The following is a 17,647-nucleotide window of genomic DNA, read 5'->3' as shown; positions in this document are numbered from 1 at the left end:
CGCGGCCGGCCCGGGGCGGGGCCGACCGCAGTGCTCGTATATCTCATCCGACGGCTCGTCAATGTCGTCGCCATGCTGCTGGTGGTCTCCGCGGTCACCTTCGGCATCTTCTTCATGGTGCCGAAACTGACCGGGACCGACCCCGCGCTGCTCTACGTCGGCAAGATCGCCGACAAGGTGGCCGTCGAGGGTATCCGACACAAGATGGGCCTCGACAAGTCCATCGTCGAGCAGTACTTCCTGTTCCTGAAGGGCCTGTTCGTCGGGCGCGACTACAGCACCGGCGTGGACATCACCCACTGCTCCGCGCCGTGCTTCGGTTACTCCTTCAAGACCGAGCAGGAGGTGTGGCCCGTCCTGCTGGACCGACTGGGCGTCACCGCCTCGCTCGCCGCCGGCGCGGCCACCCTGTGGCTCGTGTTCGGCACCGCGACCGGCGTCGTCTCCGCGCTGCGCCGCCGCACCCTGCTGGACCGCTTCACCATGACGACCGCCCTGGCCGGCGTCTCGCTGCCGATCTACTTCACCGGCATGCTCGCCAGCGCGATCTTCGTCTACCAGCTCGGCTGGTTCCCGCACGACTACGTGAACCTGGGCGACGACCCGGTCGCGTGGTTCCAGAACCTGGTGCTGCCGTGGGTCACCCTGGCGTTCCTCTACGCCGCGACCTACGCCCGCCTCACCCGCGCCACCCTGCTCGAGGTGCTCGGCGAGGACTACATCCGCACCGCCCGGGCCAAGGGCCTCGGCGAGCGGACGGTCATCGGCAAGCACGCCATGCGCTCCACCCTCACCCCGATCCTCACCGTCTTCGGCATGGACCTGGGCGCCCTGATCGGCGGCGCGGTGCTCACCGAGTCGACCTTCAACTTCCGTGGTCTGGGTTACGAGGCGGTCTCCGCGGTCAGCTCCAGCGACCTCCCGGTGATCATGGGTGTCACGCTCTTCGCCGGCTTCTTCATCATCATCGCCAACCTGCTGGTTGACGTGCTGTACGCCGTTGTCGATCCTCGGGTGAGGCTGGCATGAGCAAGACCCTGAACACCACCAAGCCCTCCGCCTTCCTCTCGGTGCGCGACCTGCGGGTGCACTTCCCCACCGAGGACGGACTGGTCAAGTCGGTCGACGGCCTCACCTTCGACCTGGAGAAGGGCAAGACGCTCGGCATCGTCGGCGAGTCCGGCTCCGGGAAGTCCGTCACCTCGCTGTCGATCATGGGCCTGCACCGCACCGGCACCAAGCGCGGCGCCCCGCGGATCACCGGCGAGGTCTGGCTGGACGGCGAGGAGCTCGTCGCCGCCGACCCCGAGCGGGTCCGCAAGCTCCGCGGCCAGAAGATGGCGATGATCTTCCAGGACCCGCTGACCGCGATGCACCCGTACTACACGGTCGGCGCGCAGATCGTCGAGGGCTACCGGGCCCACCACCCGGGCGCCACCAAGAAGCAGGCGCGCACCCGCGCGATCGAGATGCTCGACCGGGTCGGCATCCCGCAGCCGGACAAGCGGGTGGACGCCTACCCGCACGAGTTCTCCGGCGGCATGCGCCAGCGCGCCATGATCGCGATGGCCCTGGTCAACGACCCGTCGCTGCTGATCGCGGACGAGCCCACCACCGCCCTGGACGTCACCGTCCAGGCGCAGATCCTGGACCTCATCCGGGACCTGCAGAAGGAGTTCGGCTCGGCCGTCATCATCATCACGCACGACCTCGGCGTGGTGGCCGAACTGGCCGACGACATCCTGGTGATGTACGGCGGCAAGTCCGTGGAGCGCGGCCCGGCCGCGTCCCTCTTCGAGGCGCCCGAGCACCCCTACACCTGGGGCCTGCTCGGCTCGATGCCCCGGCTCGACCGGGAGCTCCAGGACCGGCTGATCCCGGTCAAGGGCACCCCGCCGAGCCTGATCAACGTGCCGTCCGGCTGCGCCTTCCACCCGCGCTGCCCGTACGCCGAGCTGACCGGCGGCCGGTCCACCTCCGAGGTGCCCGTGCTGGCCGAGGCCGCCCCCCGGCACCTCGCGGCCTGCCACCTGCCGATCGCCGAACGGCACCGGATCTTCGCCGACGAGATCGCGCCCCGGCTGTGACCCGGCCGCCAGCAACACACTCAGGAGACAACCGATGACGGATTCGAAGACGGCGGCGATCCCCGCACCCGCGCCCGCCTCCGACCGTCAGCCCCTGCTCAAGGTGACCGGGCTGACCAAGCACTTCCCGATCACCAAGGGGCTGCTGCGCCGCCAGGCCGGCGCCGTGCGCGCCGTGGACGGCCTCGACTTCGAGGTCCGGCCCGGCGAGACCCTCGGCGTGGTCGGCGAGTCCGGCTGCGGCAAGTCCACCATGGGCCGCCTGGTGACCCGTCTGGACGAGCCCACCGGCGGGAAGATCGAGTTCGAGGGCACGGACATCACGCACCTCGGCGTCTCGGCGATGCGCCCGCTCCGCCGGGACATCCAGATGATCTTCCAGGACCCGTACTCGTCGCTGAACCCGCGGCACACCGTCGGCACCATCGTCGGCGCGCCGTTCCGGCTGCAGAAGGTGGCCACCGAGGGCGGCGTCAAGAAGGCCGTGCAGGAGCTGTTGGAGCTCTGCGGCCTGAGCCCGGAGCACTACAACCGCTACCCGCACGAGTTCTCCGGCGGCCAGCGCCAGCGCATCGGCATCGCCCGCGCGCTGGCCCTCAAGCCGAAGATGATCGTGGCGGACGAGCCGGTCTCCGCGCTCGACGTGTCGATCCAGGCGCAGGTGGTCAACCTCCTCGACGACCTGCAGAACGAGCTGGGCCTGACCTACCTGATCATCGCCCACGACCTCTCGGTCGTCCGGCACGTGTCGGACCGCGTCGCGGTGATGTACCTCGGCAAGATCGTCGAGATCGCCGACCGCGACTCGCTCTACAGCGTGCCGATGCACCCGTACACCAACGCGCTGATGTCGGCGGTGCCGACGCCGGACCCGCGCCGCAAGGAGCGCCGCGAGCGCATCCTGCTCACCGGTGACGTGCCGTCGCCGCTCAACCCGCCGAGCGGCTGCCGCTTCCGCACCCGCTGCTGGAAGGCGCAGGACGTCTGCGCCACCCAGGAGCCGCCGCTCGTCGCCGCGCGGCCGGGCCACCAGGTGGCCTGCCACTTCCCGGAGAACGACGACCTGTCGGTCGGCACGCGCAAGCCGGGCATCCACGCCCAGCGCGGCCGCTGACCCGCAAAGTCTGTTCGAAGCAGTACCCACCCCGGCCCGGGTGCCTGAATCAGGCACCCGGGCCGAGGCGTTCCAGCGCGTCGATCACCGCGGCCCGGTGCGCCCGCCGCCGCTCCCGCTCCGCCGCGTCGGCCGGCCGCTCCCGGTGGAAGCGGAGCGCCACGCCGTGCGGTGCGGGCGAGACGGTCACCTGCAGCACGGTGTCGGCGGCGCGGCCGGGCGGACGCCGGGTCAGCCGCAGCCGCGAGCCCGGGTGGTGGCGGCGCACCTCGCCGGTGGTGCCGTCCGACGACTCGTACCGGCTGCCGGGGCCGCCCGGCGGGTGGACGCCCGCGCCCGGCCGGAGCGCGGTGCCCCCGGCCGAGGTGACGAGCAGCCAGAGCGCCCCGGGCGGTGCGGCAGGGTGCGCGGGACGCCGATCCGCCGGCCTGCGTCCCCGGTGAGCCCGGTGGGCGTCAGCCCTCTCCTCCCGACTGCCGGGCGCGCAGCGCCCGGACCTTCTGCCGGTTGCCGCAGCGCTCCATCGAGCACCAGCGCCGCCGGCCGGGCCGCGAGGTGTCGACGAAGTGCAGTTGGCAGTCGTGGGCGCCGCAGACGCGGATCCGGTCGGCGTACGGGCCGGTGAACAGCTCGACGGCGTCCCGGGCGACCGCGGAGAGCACCGCGCCCGCGGTGGTGGGCGCGGGTTCGGCGCGCCGTCCGTCGGGGCCGATCCGGGGGACGGGCGGGGGAGCGGCGGCGGCCCGGTTGACCGCCGCGTAGTCCGCGGGGGCGCCGGGGAGGCCCTCGGCCCTGGCTTCGGTGAGCCGCCAGAGCGCGTCGCGCAGCTCCCGGGCGGCGGCCACCCCGGCCTCGTCGACGGCGACCTCGCCGGTGTCCAGCCGGCAGGCGGCGATCCACTCGGCGAGGTCGGCAGGCCGGTGCAGCACCTCGTAGCGGGCGTGGGCGCCGGGCCCGCCGGTGGGCAGCAGCTCCAGGCAGAGCGCGCCGGGGTCGAAGCGGTGGGAGGTGCCGTCGGGGTGGTGCAGCACGAGTCCGGTTGCGGCGTCGTCCATGTAACCACTATAACCGGTAGCATGACTCTCGACTACAAGATCGTCGTGGACTGCGCGGACCCGCACCGCCAGGCCGCGTTCTGGGGCGAGGCCCTCGGCTACCTCGTCGAGGACAACAGCCCCGTCGTGGAGCGGCTGATCACCGGCGGCATGCTGCCCGCCGAGGCCTGGACGGTCGTCGACGGGCGCAAGGCCTTCAAGGCGATGGCCGCCGTCCGGCACCCCGAGGACCCCTTCGACCCGGCCACCGGCATCGGCCACGGCCGGCGCCTGCTCTTCCAGGCCGTCCCCGAGGCCAAGACCGTCAAGAACCGGCTCCACCTCGACCTGCACGCCGGGCCCGAGCGCCGTGAGGCCGAGGTGGACCGGCTGGTCGCCCTGGGGGCCACCGTGCTCGCCCGGATCGACGAGCCCGGCACCAGGCACGTCACCCTCGCCGACCCCGAGGGCAACGAGTTCTGCGTCCAGTGAGCGGCGCAGGGGCGGCGGACTTCGCCGCGTTCGAACGGCGCGGCTGGGCCGCCCGCAGCACCACCTACGGCGAGGGCTTCGGCGCGATGACCGCCGGGGCCCACCCGGCTCTGCTCGACGCCGTCGGCGCGGGCCCCGGCACCCGGCTGCTGGAGGTCGGCTGCGGCACCGGCCGGCTCGCCGCGCTCGCCCTGCGGCGCGGCGCCGACGTGACCGCCACCGACGCCGTCCCCGAGATGGTCGAGGCCGCCGCGGCCGCGCTGTCCGGCGCCCGGGTCGAACGGGCGGCCCTGCCCGGGCTCCCGTACCCGGACGGCCGGTTCGACGCGGCGGTCGGCGCCTTCGTGATCAACCACGTGCCCGACCCGCCCGCCGCCGCGGGCGACCTCCACCGGGTGCTCGCCCCCGGCGGCCGGCTCGCCCTCTCCTGCTGGGACACCCTCGCCGCCAACCGGGCGCAGGGCCTGGTCTTCGACGCCGTCCGCGCGGCCGGCGGCCCGCCGCCCGCCGGACTCCCCGGCGTCGCCCCCTTCACCCGGTACGCCTCGCCCGACGGCCTCGCCGCCCTGCTCGCCGGCGCCGGCTTCACCGAGGTGTCGGTCGACCGGGTCCGCTGGACGCACCGGGTCGACCCGGCCGACTGGTGGCGGCACGTCCTCGGCGGCACAGTGATCACCGCCGCCCTGGTCGAGGGCCGCCCGCCCGAGGAGATCGACGCGATCCGCACCGAGTACCTCCGGCTGGCCGCCCCGTACGCGGCCCGGGGCCTGCCGGTCGCCGCACTGGTCGCCACCGGAACCCGCGGCTGAGCGGCCCCGGGCGGCGCGGGTCCTTCGTCCGGACCAGTGCCGCCCGGCCTGCTGTTGCGGGCGCCCGGGAGGCTGCGTTCACTGACGGTGTTCGGATCCGATCGACGACGGCGCCTGCCCGGCGACCGGGGGAGGTGGGCCAGATGCTCTCCGCACGCAGCCTGTTCCAGGAGATCCACGACAACGACGACTCGTTCCGACTGTTCTGCAGCATCGCCGCCAAGGGCGAGGACCAGGGCGGCTGGGAGAACGGGCGGATCTCCAAGCTGGTCTCCGACCAGGTCCTCGCCCCCAAGATCGCCCGCCACGGCGCCGACGAGGACAAGCACGGCCGGATCTTCAACGCCCTGCTCCACAAGCGCGGCCTCGCACCGGTCGACGTCCCCGACGACACCGACTACACGATGATGCTGGAACGCCAGGGCATCGGCCTCGCCCACACCAGGCTCAAGCGCGACGAACCGCTCACCCGGCAGGACGTCATCACCTACCTCGCGCACAGCCGGGTCACCGAGCAGCGCGCCGCCGAGCAGATGCAGCTGCTGAAGAAGGTCTTCGGCGACCACCCGGTGGTCGGCCGCGCGGTACGCATGATCTCCAACGACGAGGACAACCACCTCGCCTTCTGCCACGAGGAACTGCTGCGCCTCGCCGCCGAGGGCCACGGCCGGGCGATCCTGACCACCCTTCAGCGGACCGCGCACGCCGAGATCCGCACCTACCGCGACGTCAGCCTCGCCGTCATGGCGCACATGGGGACGATCCTCCGCTGGCCGCGCGCCAAGTCGGCGGCGCTCGCGGCCGGCATCCACGGCGTCTACCTCTACGAACGCGCCCTCGGCTGGCGGCGGATGACCACCCTGGCGATGCCCGAGCGGCGCAACGCCCTCGGCGGCCCGGCCCCGCAGGAGTCCTTCGCCTGACCCGATCGGGCGAAGGACCGAACCGCCCGACGGCGGGGTGCTGCCTTCCGTGCCATACAGCCGGGGCCGCACCCCGCCGTCGACGCGCTCGCCGCCGACGTGGTCGTCGACCTCTCCGACGTGGCCCGCGAGACCGGACTCCTCGGCAGCCGGGCCGCCGACCTCGGCCGCTTCCGGCGGCGCTTCCTGAAACCCGTTCCGATCGGCGCCCCACCCGGCATCGCCGTCGTCCCCCGCCTGATGGAACTGCCCCCCGACTGGGTGATCTCCCGCAAGGAGGAGGAGAGCGCGCTGCTCGCCGCCGGGCCCTACCGCCGCCGCGGCGACGGACCCCGCCGCGACCTGCTCTCCCGCCGCTGGCGCTGCCCGGCCCCCGGCTGCCCGACCTTCGGCCCCGCCGCACCCGCCGCAGGACCGCTGCCCGACTGCCGCGGCCACCGCACCCCGCACTGCCCCACCCACCAGCAGCCGCTCGCCGACCTCGGCGAGGCCCACCACCCCCTCTCCCGAGCGGTCCACACCCTGCCGCCGCACTGAGGGGCGAGACCGCAGGGGTGCGTGGGGTCACCTCCCGGGCGAAGGCTGGGGGGAGAACTGCGCAGGCCGGGGAGGCTGTGCCTGCCAGCGGGGACGCGCCCCTGTTCCGGCTCGGACGTATCAGGGTCCTCCGCGCCCCCTACGGCAGGACCGGAGGGGGGAGGTGGATGCGGACGGGGATGTCGCGGGCGATGCGGAGGCGGTCTCCGTCGGTGAGGGGGGCGGCGTTCGCCGGGCGGGAGGCGGCGGCCGTTCAGCGTGGTGCGGTTGGTGGAGCCCAGGTCCTCCACCCAGGCCGGTCCGCCGGGCGGGAGTCCGGCCCTCAGGTGCCGTGCCGACATGACGGGCAGGTCCCGGAAGAGGTACGCGTACGGCGACTGCACCGGGTCCCGGCCGAGCACCGCCTGCTCGCCGGCGGCCGGTTCGACGGTGCCGGTCGGGAACCCCAGTCGCAGCACCGGCCCCGGCCGCAGCAGTGCGTACGGCGTCAGGCAGCCGCGGCAGACCAGCTGCCGCCCGTCCGGCCGGGCGGCTCCGCAGCCGCACCGGTCGACAGCGCCGTACGGCACACGCGCCCCCGGCCTTCGGCCCTGCAGCGGAGTCTGCCGGAACGGTGCCGCCCGGGGCGATCCCCCGACCGGGCGTACCTCGCGGCAGGGTGGTGCAAGATCGGACAATCCGACCGGGGAGGATGGGGCGGTGAGCTCGCAAATCTTCTCCCCGGGGCTGCAGCAGGCCCTGGACCTGGTCGGCATCTTCGTCTTCGCCCTGTCCGGCGGCCTGCTGGCTGTCCGCAAGAACATGGACATCTTCGGCATCTGCGTCCTCGCCGAGGCGACCGCCCTCGGCGGGGGCGTCATGCGCGACCTGGTCATCGGGGCCACGCCGGTGGCGGCCTTCTCCGACCTCGGCTACTTCTCCACCCCGCTCGCCGCCGGGCTCGTCGTCTTCTTCCTGCACCCGCAGGTCGAACGGATCAACACCGCCGTGCAGACCCTGGACGCCGCCGGACTCGGCCTGTTCTGCGTCGCCGGCACCATCAAGGCCCACGACTACGGCCTCGGCTTCGTCCCGTCCGTCGCCCTGGGCATGCTCACCGCGGCCGGCGGCGGCGTCGTCCGCGACCTGCTCGCCCTCGAACCGCCCGCCCTGCTGCGCTGGGACCGCGAGATCTACGCCGTGCCCGCCCTGGTCGGCTCCACCGTCGTCGCGGCGCTCATCGCCGGCAACCGGCTCACCCCGCTGAACGCCGGTGCGGCCGCGCTCAGCGCCTTCGCCATCCGGATGCTCGCGCTCAGGTACGGCTGGCGCGCACCGCGTGCTTGGCACCGCAACGATTCTCGCACCAGCGAGGAGTAGGCGAACCGCCGTACGCCAGCGAGATCGCCTCCGCCGTGCAGAGCAGCTCCGGCAGCAGCCGGCTCAGTTCGGCGCCTGGTGCGAGGCGGGGCGGGGCGGATATGGTGCACACCGCGATGGACCGGCCCTCGGCACCCACGATCGGCGCCGCCAGGCAGTCCACCGAGTCCCGGTAGCCGCCCTGGCCCGCCGCCCAGCCCTGCCGGCGCACCGCCGCCAGTTCCGCCCGCAGCCCGTCGGCCCGCAGTCCGTCGGTCGGGGGCGCGGCCGTCGCGGGCCCGCCGTCCGGGCCGTCCAGAAGGGCCGTCAGCTGCTCCTCCGGCAGATCGGCCAGCAGCACCTTGCCGGCCGCGCTCGCCGCCGCCGGGACACGGGTGCCGATCCGGCCGGCCGCCTCCGGGGCGCCGCTCGGCTCCGCCGGGTACCGGCCCTCGACCCGGTCCAGGTACAGCACCGAGCCGTCCTCCAGCACCGCCAGCTGCACCGTGTGCCCGTACCGTTCGCACAGCGAGGCCAGGTACGGCGCGGCGACCTGCCGGATGTCGATGCACTCCAGGGCCTGCTGCGCCAGCCCGAACAGCCGCCCGCCCAGCCGGTAGCGGTGGTCCGGCTGGCGGTGCACGAAGCCGTGCTCCTGCAGGGTCCGCAGCAGCCGCAGCGCCGTCGACTTGTGCACGCCGATCCGGGCGGCCGCCTGCTCGAGCGAGGCGGGACCCTCTCCGAGCGAGGCGAGGATCGTCAGGGCCCGGTCCACCGTCTGCGACATCCGTCCACCCCTCAACGCACGGCAGTGAGGCAGGAGGCTAACGGCGCGTTGCACGGGCTGCAATGGCCAAATCGTGACCCCGGCGGACCTCCCGCCCGGCGCACCCGGTGACGGCCCCTACACTGGGAGCCGCCATGCCATACCTCGATCATGCGGCCACCACGCCGATGCTGCCCGAGGCGGTCGCCGCCATGACCGCCCACCTCGGCGTCGTCGGCAACGCCTCCTCGCTGCACGCGGCCGGCCGCCGCGCCCGCCGGGTCGTCGAGGAGTCCCGGGAGTCGCTCGCCGAGTCCCTCGGCGCCCGACCCAGCGAGATCGTCCTCACCGCCGGCGGCACCGAGTCGGACAACCTCGCCGTCAAGGGCCTCTACTGGGCCCGCCGCGACGCCGACCCGGCCCGCCGCCGCATCCTGTGCAGCCCCGTCGAGCACCACGCCGTCCTCGACGCCGTCCACTGGCTCTCCGAGCACGAGGGCGCCCAGGTCGACTACCTGCCCGTCGACGCGTACGGGCGGGTCCACCCCGACGCGCTGCGCGAGGCCGTCCTCCGCAACCCCGCCGACGTTGCCCTGGTCACCGTCATGTGGGCCAACAACGAGGTCGGCACCCTCCAGCCCGTCGTCGAACTCGCCGCCGTCGCCCGCGAGTTCGACATCCCCATGCACGCGGACGCGGTGCAGGCGCTCGGCCAGGTCCCGGTCTCCTTCGCCGACTCCGGACTCACCGCACTCACCGTCACCGGCCACAAGATCGGCGGCCCGTACGGCATCGGCGCCCTGCTGCTCGCCCGCAACGCCACCCCCGTCCCGCTGCTGCACGGCGGCGGCCAGGAACGCGACGTCCGCTCCGGCACCCTCGACGTGCCCGCCTCCGCAGGCTTCGCCGCCGCGGCCGCACTCGCCGTCGAACGGCGCAGCGACTTCGCCACCACGGTCGGCGCCCTCCGCGACGGACTCGTCGCCGCCGTCACCGCCGCCGTCCCCGACGCCGTCCTCAACGGCGACCCCGACCCGGCCGGACGGCTCCCCGCCAACGCCCACTTCTCCTTCCCCGGCTGCGAGGGCGACGCCCTGCTCATGCTGCTCGACGCCCAGGGCGTCGAATGCTCGACCGGCTCCGCCTGCTCGGCCGGCGTGCCGCAGCCCAGCCACGTGCTGCTCGCCATGGGGGCGGACCCGCTGCTCGCCCGCGCCAGCCTCCGCTTCTCCCTCGGCCACACCTCCACCCCCGGGGACGTCGACGCCCTGACCGACGCCATCACCCCGGCCGTCGAACGCGCCCGCAACGCGGGCCTCGCCACCGCCCGCCGCTGACGCGTCCCTGATGTGCCGACCGGATTTCGTTTGGCCGGAGCACGTAGGCTTGGGGGCATCATGAGTGACTTCGCCGGTGCCCCGACCGCCCCCCGCCTCCGTGTGCTCGCCGCGATGTCCGGCGGTGTGGACTCCGCCGTCGCCGCGGCCCGTGCCGCCGAGGCCGGCCACGACGTGACCGGCGTGCATCTGGCGCTGTCGTCGAACCCGCAGTCGTTCCGGACGGGCGCCCGCGGCTGCTGCACCATCGAGGACTCCCGTGACGCCCGCCGGGCCGCCGACGTGATCGGCATCCCGTTCTACGTCTGGGACCTCGCCGAGCGCTTCCGCGAGGACGTCATCGACGACTTCGTCGCCGAGTACGCCGCGGGCCGCACCCCCAACCCCTGCCTGCGCTGCAACGAGAAGATCAAGTTCGCGGCGCTGCTCGACAAGGCGATCGCCCTCGGCTTCGACGCGGTGTGCACCGGCCACTACGCCCGGATCGTCGACCTCCCCGGTGGCGGCCGCGAGCTGCACCGCGCGGTGGACGGCGCGAAGGACCAGTCGTACGTCCTCGGCGTGCTGGACGCCGACCAGCTGGCGCACTCGCTGTTCCCGCTCGGCGACACCACCAAGGACGAGATCCGGCTGGAGGCCGAGCGCCGTGGGCTGGCCGTGGCGAAGAAGCCGGACAGCCACGACATCTGCTTCATCGCGGACGGCGACACCCAGGGCTTCCTGGCCCAGCACCTCGGCACCGCCACCGGCGACATCGTGGACACCGACGGCACCAAGCTGGGCGAGCACGAGGGCGCGTACGGCTTCACCATCGGCCAGCGCAAGGGTCTGCGGATCGGGCGTCCGGCCGCGGACGGCAAGCCCCGCTACGTGCTGGACATCTCGCCGGTGACCAACACCGTCACCGTCGGCCCGGCCGAGGGGCTGGACGTGCTGGGGCTGACCGCGGTCAAGCCGCGCTGGTGCGGCGAGCCCGCCGCGGGGGAGGGCCGGTACACGGCGCAGCTGCGCGCGCACGGCGAGGAGGTGCCCGTCACCGCCGAGCTGGACGGCGAGGTGCTGCGCGTCCGGCTGGACACCCCGGCCCGGGGCATCGCCCCCGGCCAAGCGGTGGTGCTGTACGACGGCACCCGGGTGGTGGGCTCGGCGACGATCGCCACCACCGAGCGCCGCACCGTCGCCGCCCGAGCGGCGTCGCCGTACGGCGCTGACCGGCCGCGTACCGAAACTGTTCGCCGGGCGGGATGCCGCCCGTGGTAGATCTGGGGTCCTGTGAACATCACCGTCTTCTGCTCCGCGTACTCGCTCGACGAGCGCTACACCGCACCGGCCGCCGAGTTCGCCCGGCTGCTCGGCGAGCGCGGCCACACCCTGGTCTGGGGCGGTTCGCACGCCGGCCTGATGGGCCTGCTGGCCGACGGCGTGAAGGAGGCCGGCGGCCGGCTCGTCGGCATCTCCGTGGAGCTGCTCGCGCACAAGGCCTACGAGGGCGCCGACGAGCTGGTCACCGCGCCCGACCTGGCCGACCGCAAGGCCCGGCTGCTGGAGCGCGCGGACGCCGTGGTCGTCCTGGTCGGCGGCCTCGGCACCCTGGACGAGGTCACCGAGGTGCTGGAGCTCAAGAAGCACGCCCTGCACGACAAGCCGGTGGTGTTCCTGGACACCGAGGGCTTCTACGCGGGCCTGCGCACCCAGCTGGAGCGGATGGAGACCGAGGGTTTCCTGCCGCGTCCGCTGGCCGAGCTCGTCGTGTTCGCCACCACCCCGGCCGAGGCCTTCGCGGCCCTCGACCGCCTCTGACGACAGGACCACCCCATGGGAACCCACCTGATCACCGGCGCCGGCTCCGGCATCGGCGCGGTCGTCGCCGAGAGACTGCTCGCCCGCGGCGAGGACGTCCTGCTGCTGGCCCGGGACGCCCGGCGCGCCGCCGAGCTGCGCGAGCGCTTCACCGGTGCCGCCACCCTGGTCGGCGACCTCGGCGACCCGGCGAAGCTGTCCTGGGCGTTCGGCCACCAGAGCCTGCCGGTCGAGCTGGACTCGCTGCTGCACATCGCCGGCGTGGTCGAACTCGGCCGGGTCGGCGACCTCCCGGTGAAGGCCTGGCAGGAACAGCTGAACGTCAACGCGGTCGCCCCCGCGGAGATCACCCGGCTGCTGCTGCCCTCGCTGCGGCTGGCCCGCGGCCACGTGGTCTTCGTCAACTCCGGTGCGGGGCTGCGCGCCGACGCCGACTGGTCCGCCTACGCGGCCAGCAAGTTCGCCGTCCGGGCGCTCGCCGACGCGCTGCGTGCCGAGGAGCACGGCAACGGCGTCCGGGTCACCACCGTGTACCCGGGCCGCACGGCCACCCCGATGCAGGAGAAGGTCCACCGCCAGGAGGGCCGCTCGTACGACCCGGCGCAGTGGATCGCCCCCGAGTCCGTGGCCACCGCGATCCTCACCGCGCTCGACCTCCCGCGCGACGCCGAACTCACCGAGATCACCGTCCGCCCCGGCAACTGACGAACAGCCTGACGGGCCCCGACAGGGCGATCCCTGTCGGGGCCCGTCCGTCTGCGAAATTCCTCCTGGCGCGCGTGACGCCGCTGTGGCATGATCCGTTCGCTCTCCATCCACACGCGCGTGCGAATGTCGAGAGCTCCGCTGACAGCGGCTCACTTCTGCCTGCCCAGGGGGCAACCATCTACAGGAATCGAATGGCGGCTGCCGTCGGCGCCGCCGTGCTCGGCGCGGTCGGCCTGCCCGCCGTCGCGTCCGGCGGTGCGGCGGCCGAGGGCACCACGCTCTACGTGAACAGCGCCCCGGACTCCAACTGCTCGGACACCGGGAGCGGCACGCAGGCCGTCCCGTTCTGCCAGGTCTCGGCCGCGGCCGCCGTCGTGGAGCCCGGCCAGACGGTCGAGATCGCGCCCGGCAACTACCACAACGTCGTCCTCACCCGCTCGGGCACGGCCGACGCGCCGATCACCTTCCGCCGCACGACGGGCAGCGCCAGGCTCAAGGCACCGAGCAGCCCCGGCCACGGGCTGGTCGTCCAGGGGGCCCAGCACCTCAGGATCGAGGGCCTGGTGGTGGAGGGGAACCAGCAGCAGGCCGTGCTGGTGGACGGCGCCTCGGACGTCACCCTTTTGCGGACCCAGACCTGGATGGGCGGCGTCAGGATCACCAACGGCTCCAGCAACGTGGTCTACGGTCGCGGCACTTTCGTCTTCAAGTCGGGGCCCACCGTCCTGGTGGACGGCGGTTCCACCGGAACGGTCGTGACCACCAACAGGATCCCCACGGGCGACCTCGAGGACAATGCCGGCGTGCAGGTGAACGACGCACCGAACACGGTCGTCGTCTCGAACACCATCGCCACGCGGTGTTCGCCCGGAATCGTGCTGAGCGGTGCCTCTGGCGGGGCGACCGTCGAGAACAACGTGGTCGACACGTCGGCCTCGTCCCAGGCGTGCGCCTCGCACACGCACGACACGGGGATCACCGTCGCCCCGACGGCCACCGCCGGCACCAAGGTCGACTACAACGTGGTCTCGCCGTTGAGCGGCGGCGCCGCCTACAACTGGGCCGGCACGCCCTACACGGACCGGAAGGTCTTCACCGACGAGACCGGTCAGGGCGCGCACGACTTCGTGGCCGACCCGAACCCGAAGGGCTCGCCGTCCCCGATCATCGACTCGGCGGACGAGAACGCGCCCGGCATGCTGACCACCGACGGCTCGGGCCACCCGATCCTCGACCACCCGGTGATCCCGAACACGGGCACCGGCAGCGGCTACCGCGACCGGGGTTGGAGCGAGTTCGCGGACTTCGGCAGCGTCTTCACCCCCGCCGGTCCGACCCGGCTGCTGGACACCCGGGAGAAGGTGGGCGTGCCGACCACCACCGCGGTGGCGCCCGGCGCCACGGTCGACCTCCAGGTGGCCGGCGTGGCCGGGATCCCGGCGAGCGGGGTGACCGCGGTGACGATGAACGTCACCGTGACCGACACCGCGCAGGCCGGCTTCCTGACCGTGTATCCGCACGGCGATGGCGTTCCCAACGTGTCGAACCTGAACTGGGTGGCGGGTCAGACGATCCCGAACCTGGTGACCGTCCCGGTCAAGGACGGCAAGGTCTCCTTCCGCAACTCCTCCGGCGGCACCGCGCACATCGTGGCCGACCTCGCCGGCTACTACGGTGCCAAGGGCAGTCTGTTCACGGCCGCCGGTCCGACCCGGCTGCTGGACACCCGGTCGAAGATCGGCGTGCCGACCACCACCGCGGTGGCCCCGGGCGGCGATGTGGACCTGCAGGTGGCCGGCGTGGCCGGGGTGCCGGCGAGCGGGGTGACGGCGGTGACGATGAACGTGACCGTGACCGACACGGCGCAGGCCGGCTTCCTGACGGTGTATCCGCACGGCGATGCCGTTCCCAACGCCTCGAACCTGAACTGGACGGCGGGCCGGACGATCCCGAACCTGGTGACCGTCCCGGTCAAGGACGGCAAGGTCTCCTTCCACAACTCCTCCGGCGGCACCGTGCACGTGGTCGCGGACCTCGCTGGCTACTACGGCGCCGAGGGCCTCGACATGTACCGGCCGGTGAGCCCGTGGCGGGCGATGGACACCCGCCGCGCGGCCCCGATCGCGGCCAAGGGCACCCTCGACCTGGCGGTCACCGCCCCCAACGCGACGGCCATGACCCTGAACGTCACGGTGACCGAGCCCGGCGGCCCCGGCTTCCTGACGGTGTATCCGCAGGGTGATGCCGTTCCCAACGCCTCCAACCTGAACTGGGTGGCGGGCCAGACCATCGCCAACCAGGTCGTCGTCCCGGTCAAGGACGGCAAGGTGTCGTTCTACAACGCCAGCGGCTACCCCGTGCACGTCGTGGTGGACGTCTTCGGCTACCAGTCGCGCTGACGGACCGCCCGGCGGGGCCTCCCCCGCCGGGCTCGTCCGCCTGCGAAATTCCTCCTGGCGCGTGCGACGCCGCTGTGGCATGATCCGTTCGCTCTCCATCCACATGTGTGTGCGAATGTCGAGGGCGCCGCGTGCATGCGGCTCACTTCTGTCTGCCCAGGGGGGCAACCATCCACAGGAATCGAATGGCGGCTGCCGTCGGCGCCGCCCTGCTCGGCGCGGTCGGCCTGCCCGTCGTCGCGTCGGGCGGTGCGGCGGCCGAGGGCGCCACGCTCTACGTGAACAACGCCCAGGGTGCGCACTGTTCGGACGCCGGGAGCGGCACGCAGGCCGTCCCGTTCTGCCAGGTCTCGGCCGCGGCCGCCGTCGTGGAGCCCGGCCAGACGGTCGAGATCGCGCCCGGCGACTACAACGGCAACGTCGTCCTCACCCGCTCGGGCACGGCCGAGGCACCGATCACCTTCCGCGGCCCGAAGTGGGATCCCAACACGACGGGCACCGCCGCGCTCCGGGCGCCGAGCAGCCCCGCCTACGGGCTGGTCGTGCAGGGGGCCCAGCACCTCAGGATCGAGAACCTGTCGGTCGAGGCGAACCAGAAGCAGGCCGTCCTGGTGGACGGTGCCTCGGACGTCACCTTCATGGGGATCCAGACCTGGTCCGGCAGTGCCAAGATCACCAATGGTTCCAGCAACGTGGTCTACGGCCGCGGCCGGTTCGCCTACAACCGGGGGCCCGCGGTCCTGGTGGACGGCGGTTCCACCGGCACGGTCGTGACCACCAACGAGATCGACGCCAACTACGCCGACGACATGACCGGCGTGCTGGTGAACGACGCGCCGAACACGGTCGTGGTGGCGAACAGCATCATGTCGCACTGCTTCCCGGGCGTCGTGCTGAACGGTGCCTCCGGCGGGGCGACCGTCGAGAACAACGTGGTCGACACGTCGAACTGGTACCAGGCGTGCGCCTCGCACACCCACGACACCGGGATCACCGTCGCCCAGACGGCCACCGCCGGCACCAAGGTCGACTACAACGTGGTCTCGCCGGTGAGCGGCGGCGCCGCCTACAACTGGGCCGGCACGGCCCACACGGGCCAGCAGGCGTTCACCGCCGCGACCGGCCAGGGCGCGCACGACTTCGTGTCCGACCCGAACCCGAAGGGCTCGCCGTCCCCGATCATCGACTCGGCGGACGAGAACGCGCCCGGCATGCTGACCACCGACGGCCTGGGATACCCGATCCTCGACGACCCGGTGGTCGCCAACACGGGCACCGGCAGCGGCTACCACGACCGCGGGTGGAACGAGTTCGCCGACTTCGGCAGCGTCTTCACCCCTGCCGGCCCGACCCGGCTGCTGGACACCCGGGAGAAGGTCGGCGTGCCGACCACCACCGCGGTGGCCCCGGGCGCCACGGTCGACCTCCAGGTGGCGGGCGTCGCCGGGATCCCGGCGAGCGGGGTGACGGCGGTGACCATGAACGTCACCGTCACCGACACCGCCAAGCCCGGCTTCCTGACCGTGTACCCGCACGGCGACGAGATGCCGAACGCCTCGAACATCAACTGGGTGGCGGGTCAGACGATCCCGAACCTGGTGACCGTTCCGGTCAAGGACGGCAAGGTCTCCTTCCGCAACTCCTCCGGCGGCACCGCGCACATCGTGGCAGACCTCGCCGGCTACTACGGCACCAAGGGCAGCGTCTTCACGGCCGCCGGTCCGACCCGGCTGCTGGACACCCGGTCGAAGATCGGCGTGCCGACCACCACCGCGGTCGCCGCCGGCGGCGACGTGGCACTCCAGGTGGCGGGCGTGGCCGGGGTGCCGGCGAGCGGGGTGACCGCGGTGACGATGAACGTCACCGTCACCGACACCGCCCAGGCCGGCTTCCTGACGGTCTATCCGCACGGTGACGCCGTTCCCAACGCCTCGAACCTGAACTGGACGGCGGGCCGGACGATCCCGAACCTGGTGACCGTCCCGGTCAAGGACGGCAAGGTCTCCTTCCACAACTCCTCCGGCGGCACCGTGCACGTGGTCGCGGACCTCGCCGGCTACTACGGAGCCAAGGGCCTCGACACCTACCGGCCGCTCGGCCCGTGGCGGGCGATGGACACCCGCCAGAACTGGGGCGGCGGCGAAGGGCCGGCCCGTCCCGCGGGCGCCGTCGCGGCCAAGGGCACCCTCGACCTGGCGGTCAACGTCCCCAACGCGACGGCCGTGACCCTGAACGTCACGGTGACCGAGCCTGGCGGCCCCGGCTTCCTGACGGTCTACCCGAACGGCACCGTCCGGCCGAAC

17 protein-coding genes and 1 pseudogene are annotated in these 17,647 nt (G+C 73.1%); 14 read left to right on the top strand and 4 right to left on the bottom strand.

The features are described 5' to 3' along the window. Positions 1 to 30: 30 nt before the first annotated feature. From ABZ641_RS03425 to ABZ641_RS03415, 3 genes are read left to right on the top strand one after another with little or no spacing between them, the layout of a single operon-like run. The gene (locus ABZ641_RS03425) at positions 31 to 1,029 is read left to right on the top strand and encodes an ABC transporter permease (protein ID WP_263103577.1); all 999 of its coding nucleotides are present in this window, start codon (positions 31 to 33) and stop codon (positions 1,027 to 1,029) included. Further along, positions 1,026 to 2,087 (top strand): ABC transporter ATP-binding protein, encoded by a 1,062-nt coding sequence (locus ABZ641_RS03420; RefSeq protein WP_344622893.1) that lies wholly within the window; start codon positions 1,026 to 1,028, stop codon positions 2,085 to 2,087. The genes ABZ641_RS03425 and ABZ641_RS03420 overlap by 4 nt, the downstream gene beginning before the upstream one ends. Before the next feature lie 34 nt (positions 2,088 to 2,121). Continuing rightward, positions 2,122 to 3,201 (top strand): dipeptide ABC transporter ATP-binding protein, encoded by a 1,080-nt coding sequence (locus tag ABZ641_RS03415; RefSeq protein ID WP_344622894.1) that lies wholly within the window; start codon positions 2,122 to 2,124, stop codon positions 3,199 to 3,201. Between the two features lie 49 nt (positions 3,202 to 3,250). On the opposite strand, the gene ABZ641_RS03410 is transcribed toward ABZ641_RS03415, so the two are convergent. Both ABZ641_RS03410 and ABZ641_RS03405 read right to left on the bottom strand, forming a co-directional pair. Then, on the bottom strand, positions 3,251 to 3,469 hold the full coding sequence (locus ABZ641_RS03410; RefSeq protein ID WP_359978831.1) for a hypothetical protein: 219 nt from the start codon (positions 3,467 to 3,469) through the stop codon (positions 3,251 to 3,253). A 187-nt stretch (positions 3,470 to 3,656) separates the two neighbouring features. Continuing rightward, positions 3,657 to 4,256: a CGNR zinc finger domain-containing protein gene (locus ABZ641_RS03405; RefSeq protein ID WP_359978828.1), complete on the bottom strand. Its 600-nt coding sequence runs from the start codon at positions 4,254 to 4,256 to the stop codon at positions 3,657 to 3,659. Positions 4,257 to 4,277: 21 nt separating this feature from the next. On the opposite strand from ABZ641_RS03405, the gene ABZ641_RS03400 reads away from it, so the two are divergent. The 4 genes from ABZ641_RS03400 to ABZ641_RS03385 all read left to right on the top strand — a co-directional run bounded on the left by ABZ641_RS03400 (position 4,278) and on the right by ABZ641_RS03385 (position 6,996). Continuing rightward, positions 4,278 to 4,727: a VOC family protein gene (locus tag ABZ641_RS03400; protein ID WP_344622897.1), complete on the top strand. Its 450-nt coding sequence runs from the start codon at positions 4,278 to 4,280 to the stop codon at positions 4,725 to 4,727. Further along, positions 4,724 to 5,536: a class I SAM-dependent methyltransferase gene (locus ABZ641_RS03395; protein WP_359978825.1), complete on the top strand. Its 813-nt coding sequence runs from the start codon at positions 4,724 to 4,726 to the stop codon at positions 5,534 to 5,536. The genes ABZ641_RS03400 and ABZ641_RS03395 overlap by 4 nt, the downstream gene beginning before the upstream one ends. Positions 5,537 to 5,679: 143 nt before the next feature. Continuing rightward, positions 5,680 to 6,459: a ferritin-like domain-containing protein gene (locus ABZ641_RS03390; protein ID WP_344622899.1), complete on the top strand. Its 780-nt coding sequence runs from the start codon at positions 5,680 to 5,682 to the stop codon at positions 6,457 to 6,459. A 99-nt stretch (positions 6,460 to 6,558) separates the two neighbouring features. Then, positions 6,559 to 6,996 (top strand): hypothetical protein, encoded by a 438-nt coding sequence (locus ABZ641_RS03385; RefSeq protein WP_359978823.1) that lies wholly within the window; start codon positions 6,559 to 6,561, stop codon positions 6,994 to 6,996. A 236-nt stretch (positions 6,997 to 7,232) separates the two neighbouring features. Here ABZ641_RS03385 and ABZ641_RS03380 read toward each other — a convergent pair. Then, positions 7,233 to 7,751: pseudogene (locus tag ABZ641_RS03380) on the bottom strand (FHA domain-containing protein); the annotation flags it as partial. On the opposite strand from ABZ641_RS03380, the gene ABZ641_RS03375 reads away from it, so the two are divergent. After that, positions 7,696 to 8,355, top strand: coding sequence for a trimeric intracellular cation channel family protein (locus ABZ641_RS03375; RefSeq protein WP_344622903.1), 660 nt, complete (start codon positions 7,696 to 7,698; stop codon positions 8,353 to 8,355). The pseudogene ABZ641_RS03380 and the gene ABZ641_RS03375 sit on opposite strands and share 56 nt — an antisense overlap. On the opposite strand, the gene ABZ641_RS03370 is transcribed toward ABZ641_RS03375, so the two are convergent. Continuing rightward, complete coding sequence (locus tag ABZ641_RS03370) at positions 8,291 to 9,121, bottom strand: IclR family transcriptional regulator (RefSeq protein ID WP_359978820.1); 831 nt, start codon at positions 9,119 to 9,121, stop codon at positions 8,291 to 8,293. The two genes, ABZ641_RS03375 and ABZ641_RS03370, sit on opposite strands and share 65 nt — an antisense overlap. Before the next feature lie 134 nt (positions 9,122 to 9,255). Between ABZ641_RS03370 and ABZ641_RS03365 the strand changes: the two genes are divergently transcribed. From ABZ641_RS03365 to ABZ641_RS03340, 6 genes are all read left to right on the top strand, one after another. Further along, positions 9,256 to 10,437 carry a cysteine desulfurase family protein gene (locus ABZ641_RS03365; RefSeq protein WP_359978818.1) on the top strand — a complete coding sequence of 394 codons (1,182 nt, stop codon included), beginning with the start codon at positions 9,256 to 9,258 and terminating at the stop codon, positions 10,435 to 10,437. 60 nt (positions 10,438 to 10,497) lie between these two features. Continuing rightward, positions 10,498 to 11,697: a tRNA 2-thiouridine(34) synthase MnmA gene (mnmA, locus tag ABZ641_RS03360; RefSeq protein WP_359978815.1), complete on the top strand. Its 1,200-nt coding sequence runs from the start codon at positions 10,498 to 10,500 to the stop codon at positions 11,695 to 11,697. 12 nt (positions 11,698 to 11,709) lie between these two features. After that, positions 11,710 to 12,237, top strand: coding sequence for a TIGR00730 family Rossman fold protein (locus tag ABZ641_RS03355; protein WP_344622907.1), 528 nt, complete (start codon positions 11,710 to 11,712; stop codon positions 12,235 to 12,237). Positions 12,238 to 12,252: 15 nt separating this feature from the next. Further along, the gene (locus tag ABZ641_RS03350; RefSeq protein WP_359978812.1) at positions 12,253 to 12,942 is read left to right on the top strand and encodes an SDR family oxidoreductase; all 690 of its coding nucleotides are present in this window, start codon (positions 12,253 to 12,255) and stop codon (positions 12,940 to 12,942) included. A 194-nt stretch (positions 12,943 to 13,136) separates the two neighbouring features. Further along, entirely contained in the window at positions 13,137 to 15,344 is a 2,208-nt protein-coding gene (locus ABZ641_RS03345; protein WP_359978810.1) for a right-handed parallel beta-helix repeat-containing protein, read from the top strand. Between the two features lie 185 nt (positions 15,345 to 15,529). After that, positions 15,530 to 17,647: right-handed parallel beta-helix repeat-containing protein (locus ABZ641_RS03340; protein WP_359978807.1), on the top strand; the 2,118-nt coding region annotated here is incomplete at its 3' end.

Source organism: Kitasatospora sp. NPDC007106 (genome assembly GCF_040634455.1).
GTDB lineage: Bacteria > Actinomycetota > Actinomycetes > Streptomycetales > Streptomycetaceae > Kitasatospora > Kitasatospora arboriphila.
Note: the sequence above shows the minus strand (reverse complement) of the source record. Positions and strands in the feature narration are given on the sequence as shown.

Excerpts from the sequence above, each read along its gene's own strand:
- ABZ641_RS03415 (WP_344622894.1), top strand. The coding sequence starts at position 2,122 with ATGACGGATTCGAAGACGGCGGCGATCCCCGCACCCGCGCCCGCCTCC.
- ABZ641_RS03350 (WP_359978812.1), top strand. The coding sequence starts at position 12,253 with ATGGGAACCCACCTGATCACCGGCGCCGGCTCCGGCATCGGCGCGGTC.
- ABZ641_RS03405 (WP_359978828.1), bottom strand. The coding sequence starts at position 4,256 with ATGGACGACGCCGCAACCGGACTCGTGCTGCACCACCCCGACGGCACC.
- mnmA (WP_359978815.1), top strand. The coding sequence starts at position 10,498 with ATGAGTGACTTCGCCGGTGCCCCGACCGCCCCCCGCCTCCGTGTGCTC.
- ABZ641_RS03365 (WP_359978818.1), top strand. The coding sequence starts at position 9,256 with ATGCCATACCTCGATCATGCGGCCACCACGCCGATGCTGCCCGAGGCG.
- ABZ641_RS03370 (WP_359978820.1), bottom strand. The coding sequence starts at position 9,121 with ATGTCGCAGACGGTGGACCGGGCCCTGACGATCCTCGCCTCGCTCGGA.
- ABZ641_RS03420 (WP_344622893.1), top strand. The coding sequence starts at position 1,026 with ATGAGCAAGACCCTGAACACCACCAAGCCCTCCGCCTTCCTCTCGGTG.
- ABZ641_RS03390 (WP_344622899.1), top strand. The coding sequence starts at position 5,680 with ATGCTCTCCGCACGCAGCCTGTTCCAGGAGATCCACGACAACGACGAC.
- ABZ641_RS03400 (WP_344622897.1), top strand. The coding sequence starts at position 4,278 with ATGACTCTCGACTACAAGATCGTCGTGGACTGCGCGGACCCGCACCGC.
- ABZ641_RS03345 (WP_359978810.1), top strand. The coding sequence starts at position 13,137 with ATGGCGGCTGCCGTCGGCGCCGCCGTGCTCGGCGCGGTCGGCCTGCCC.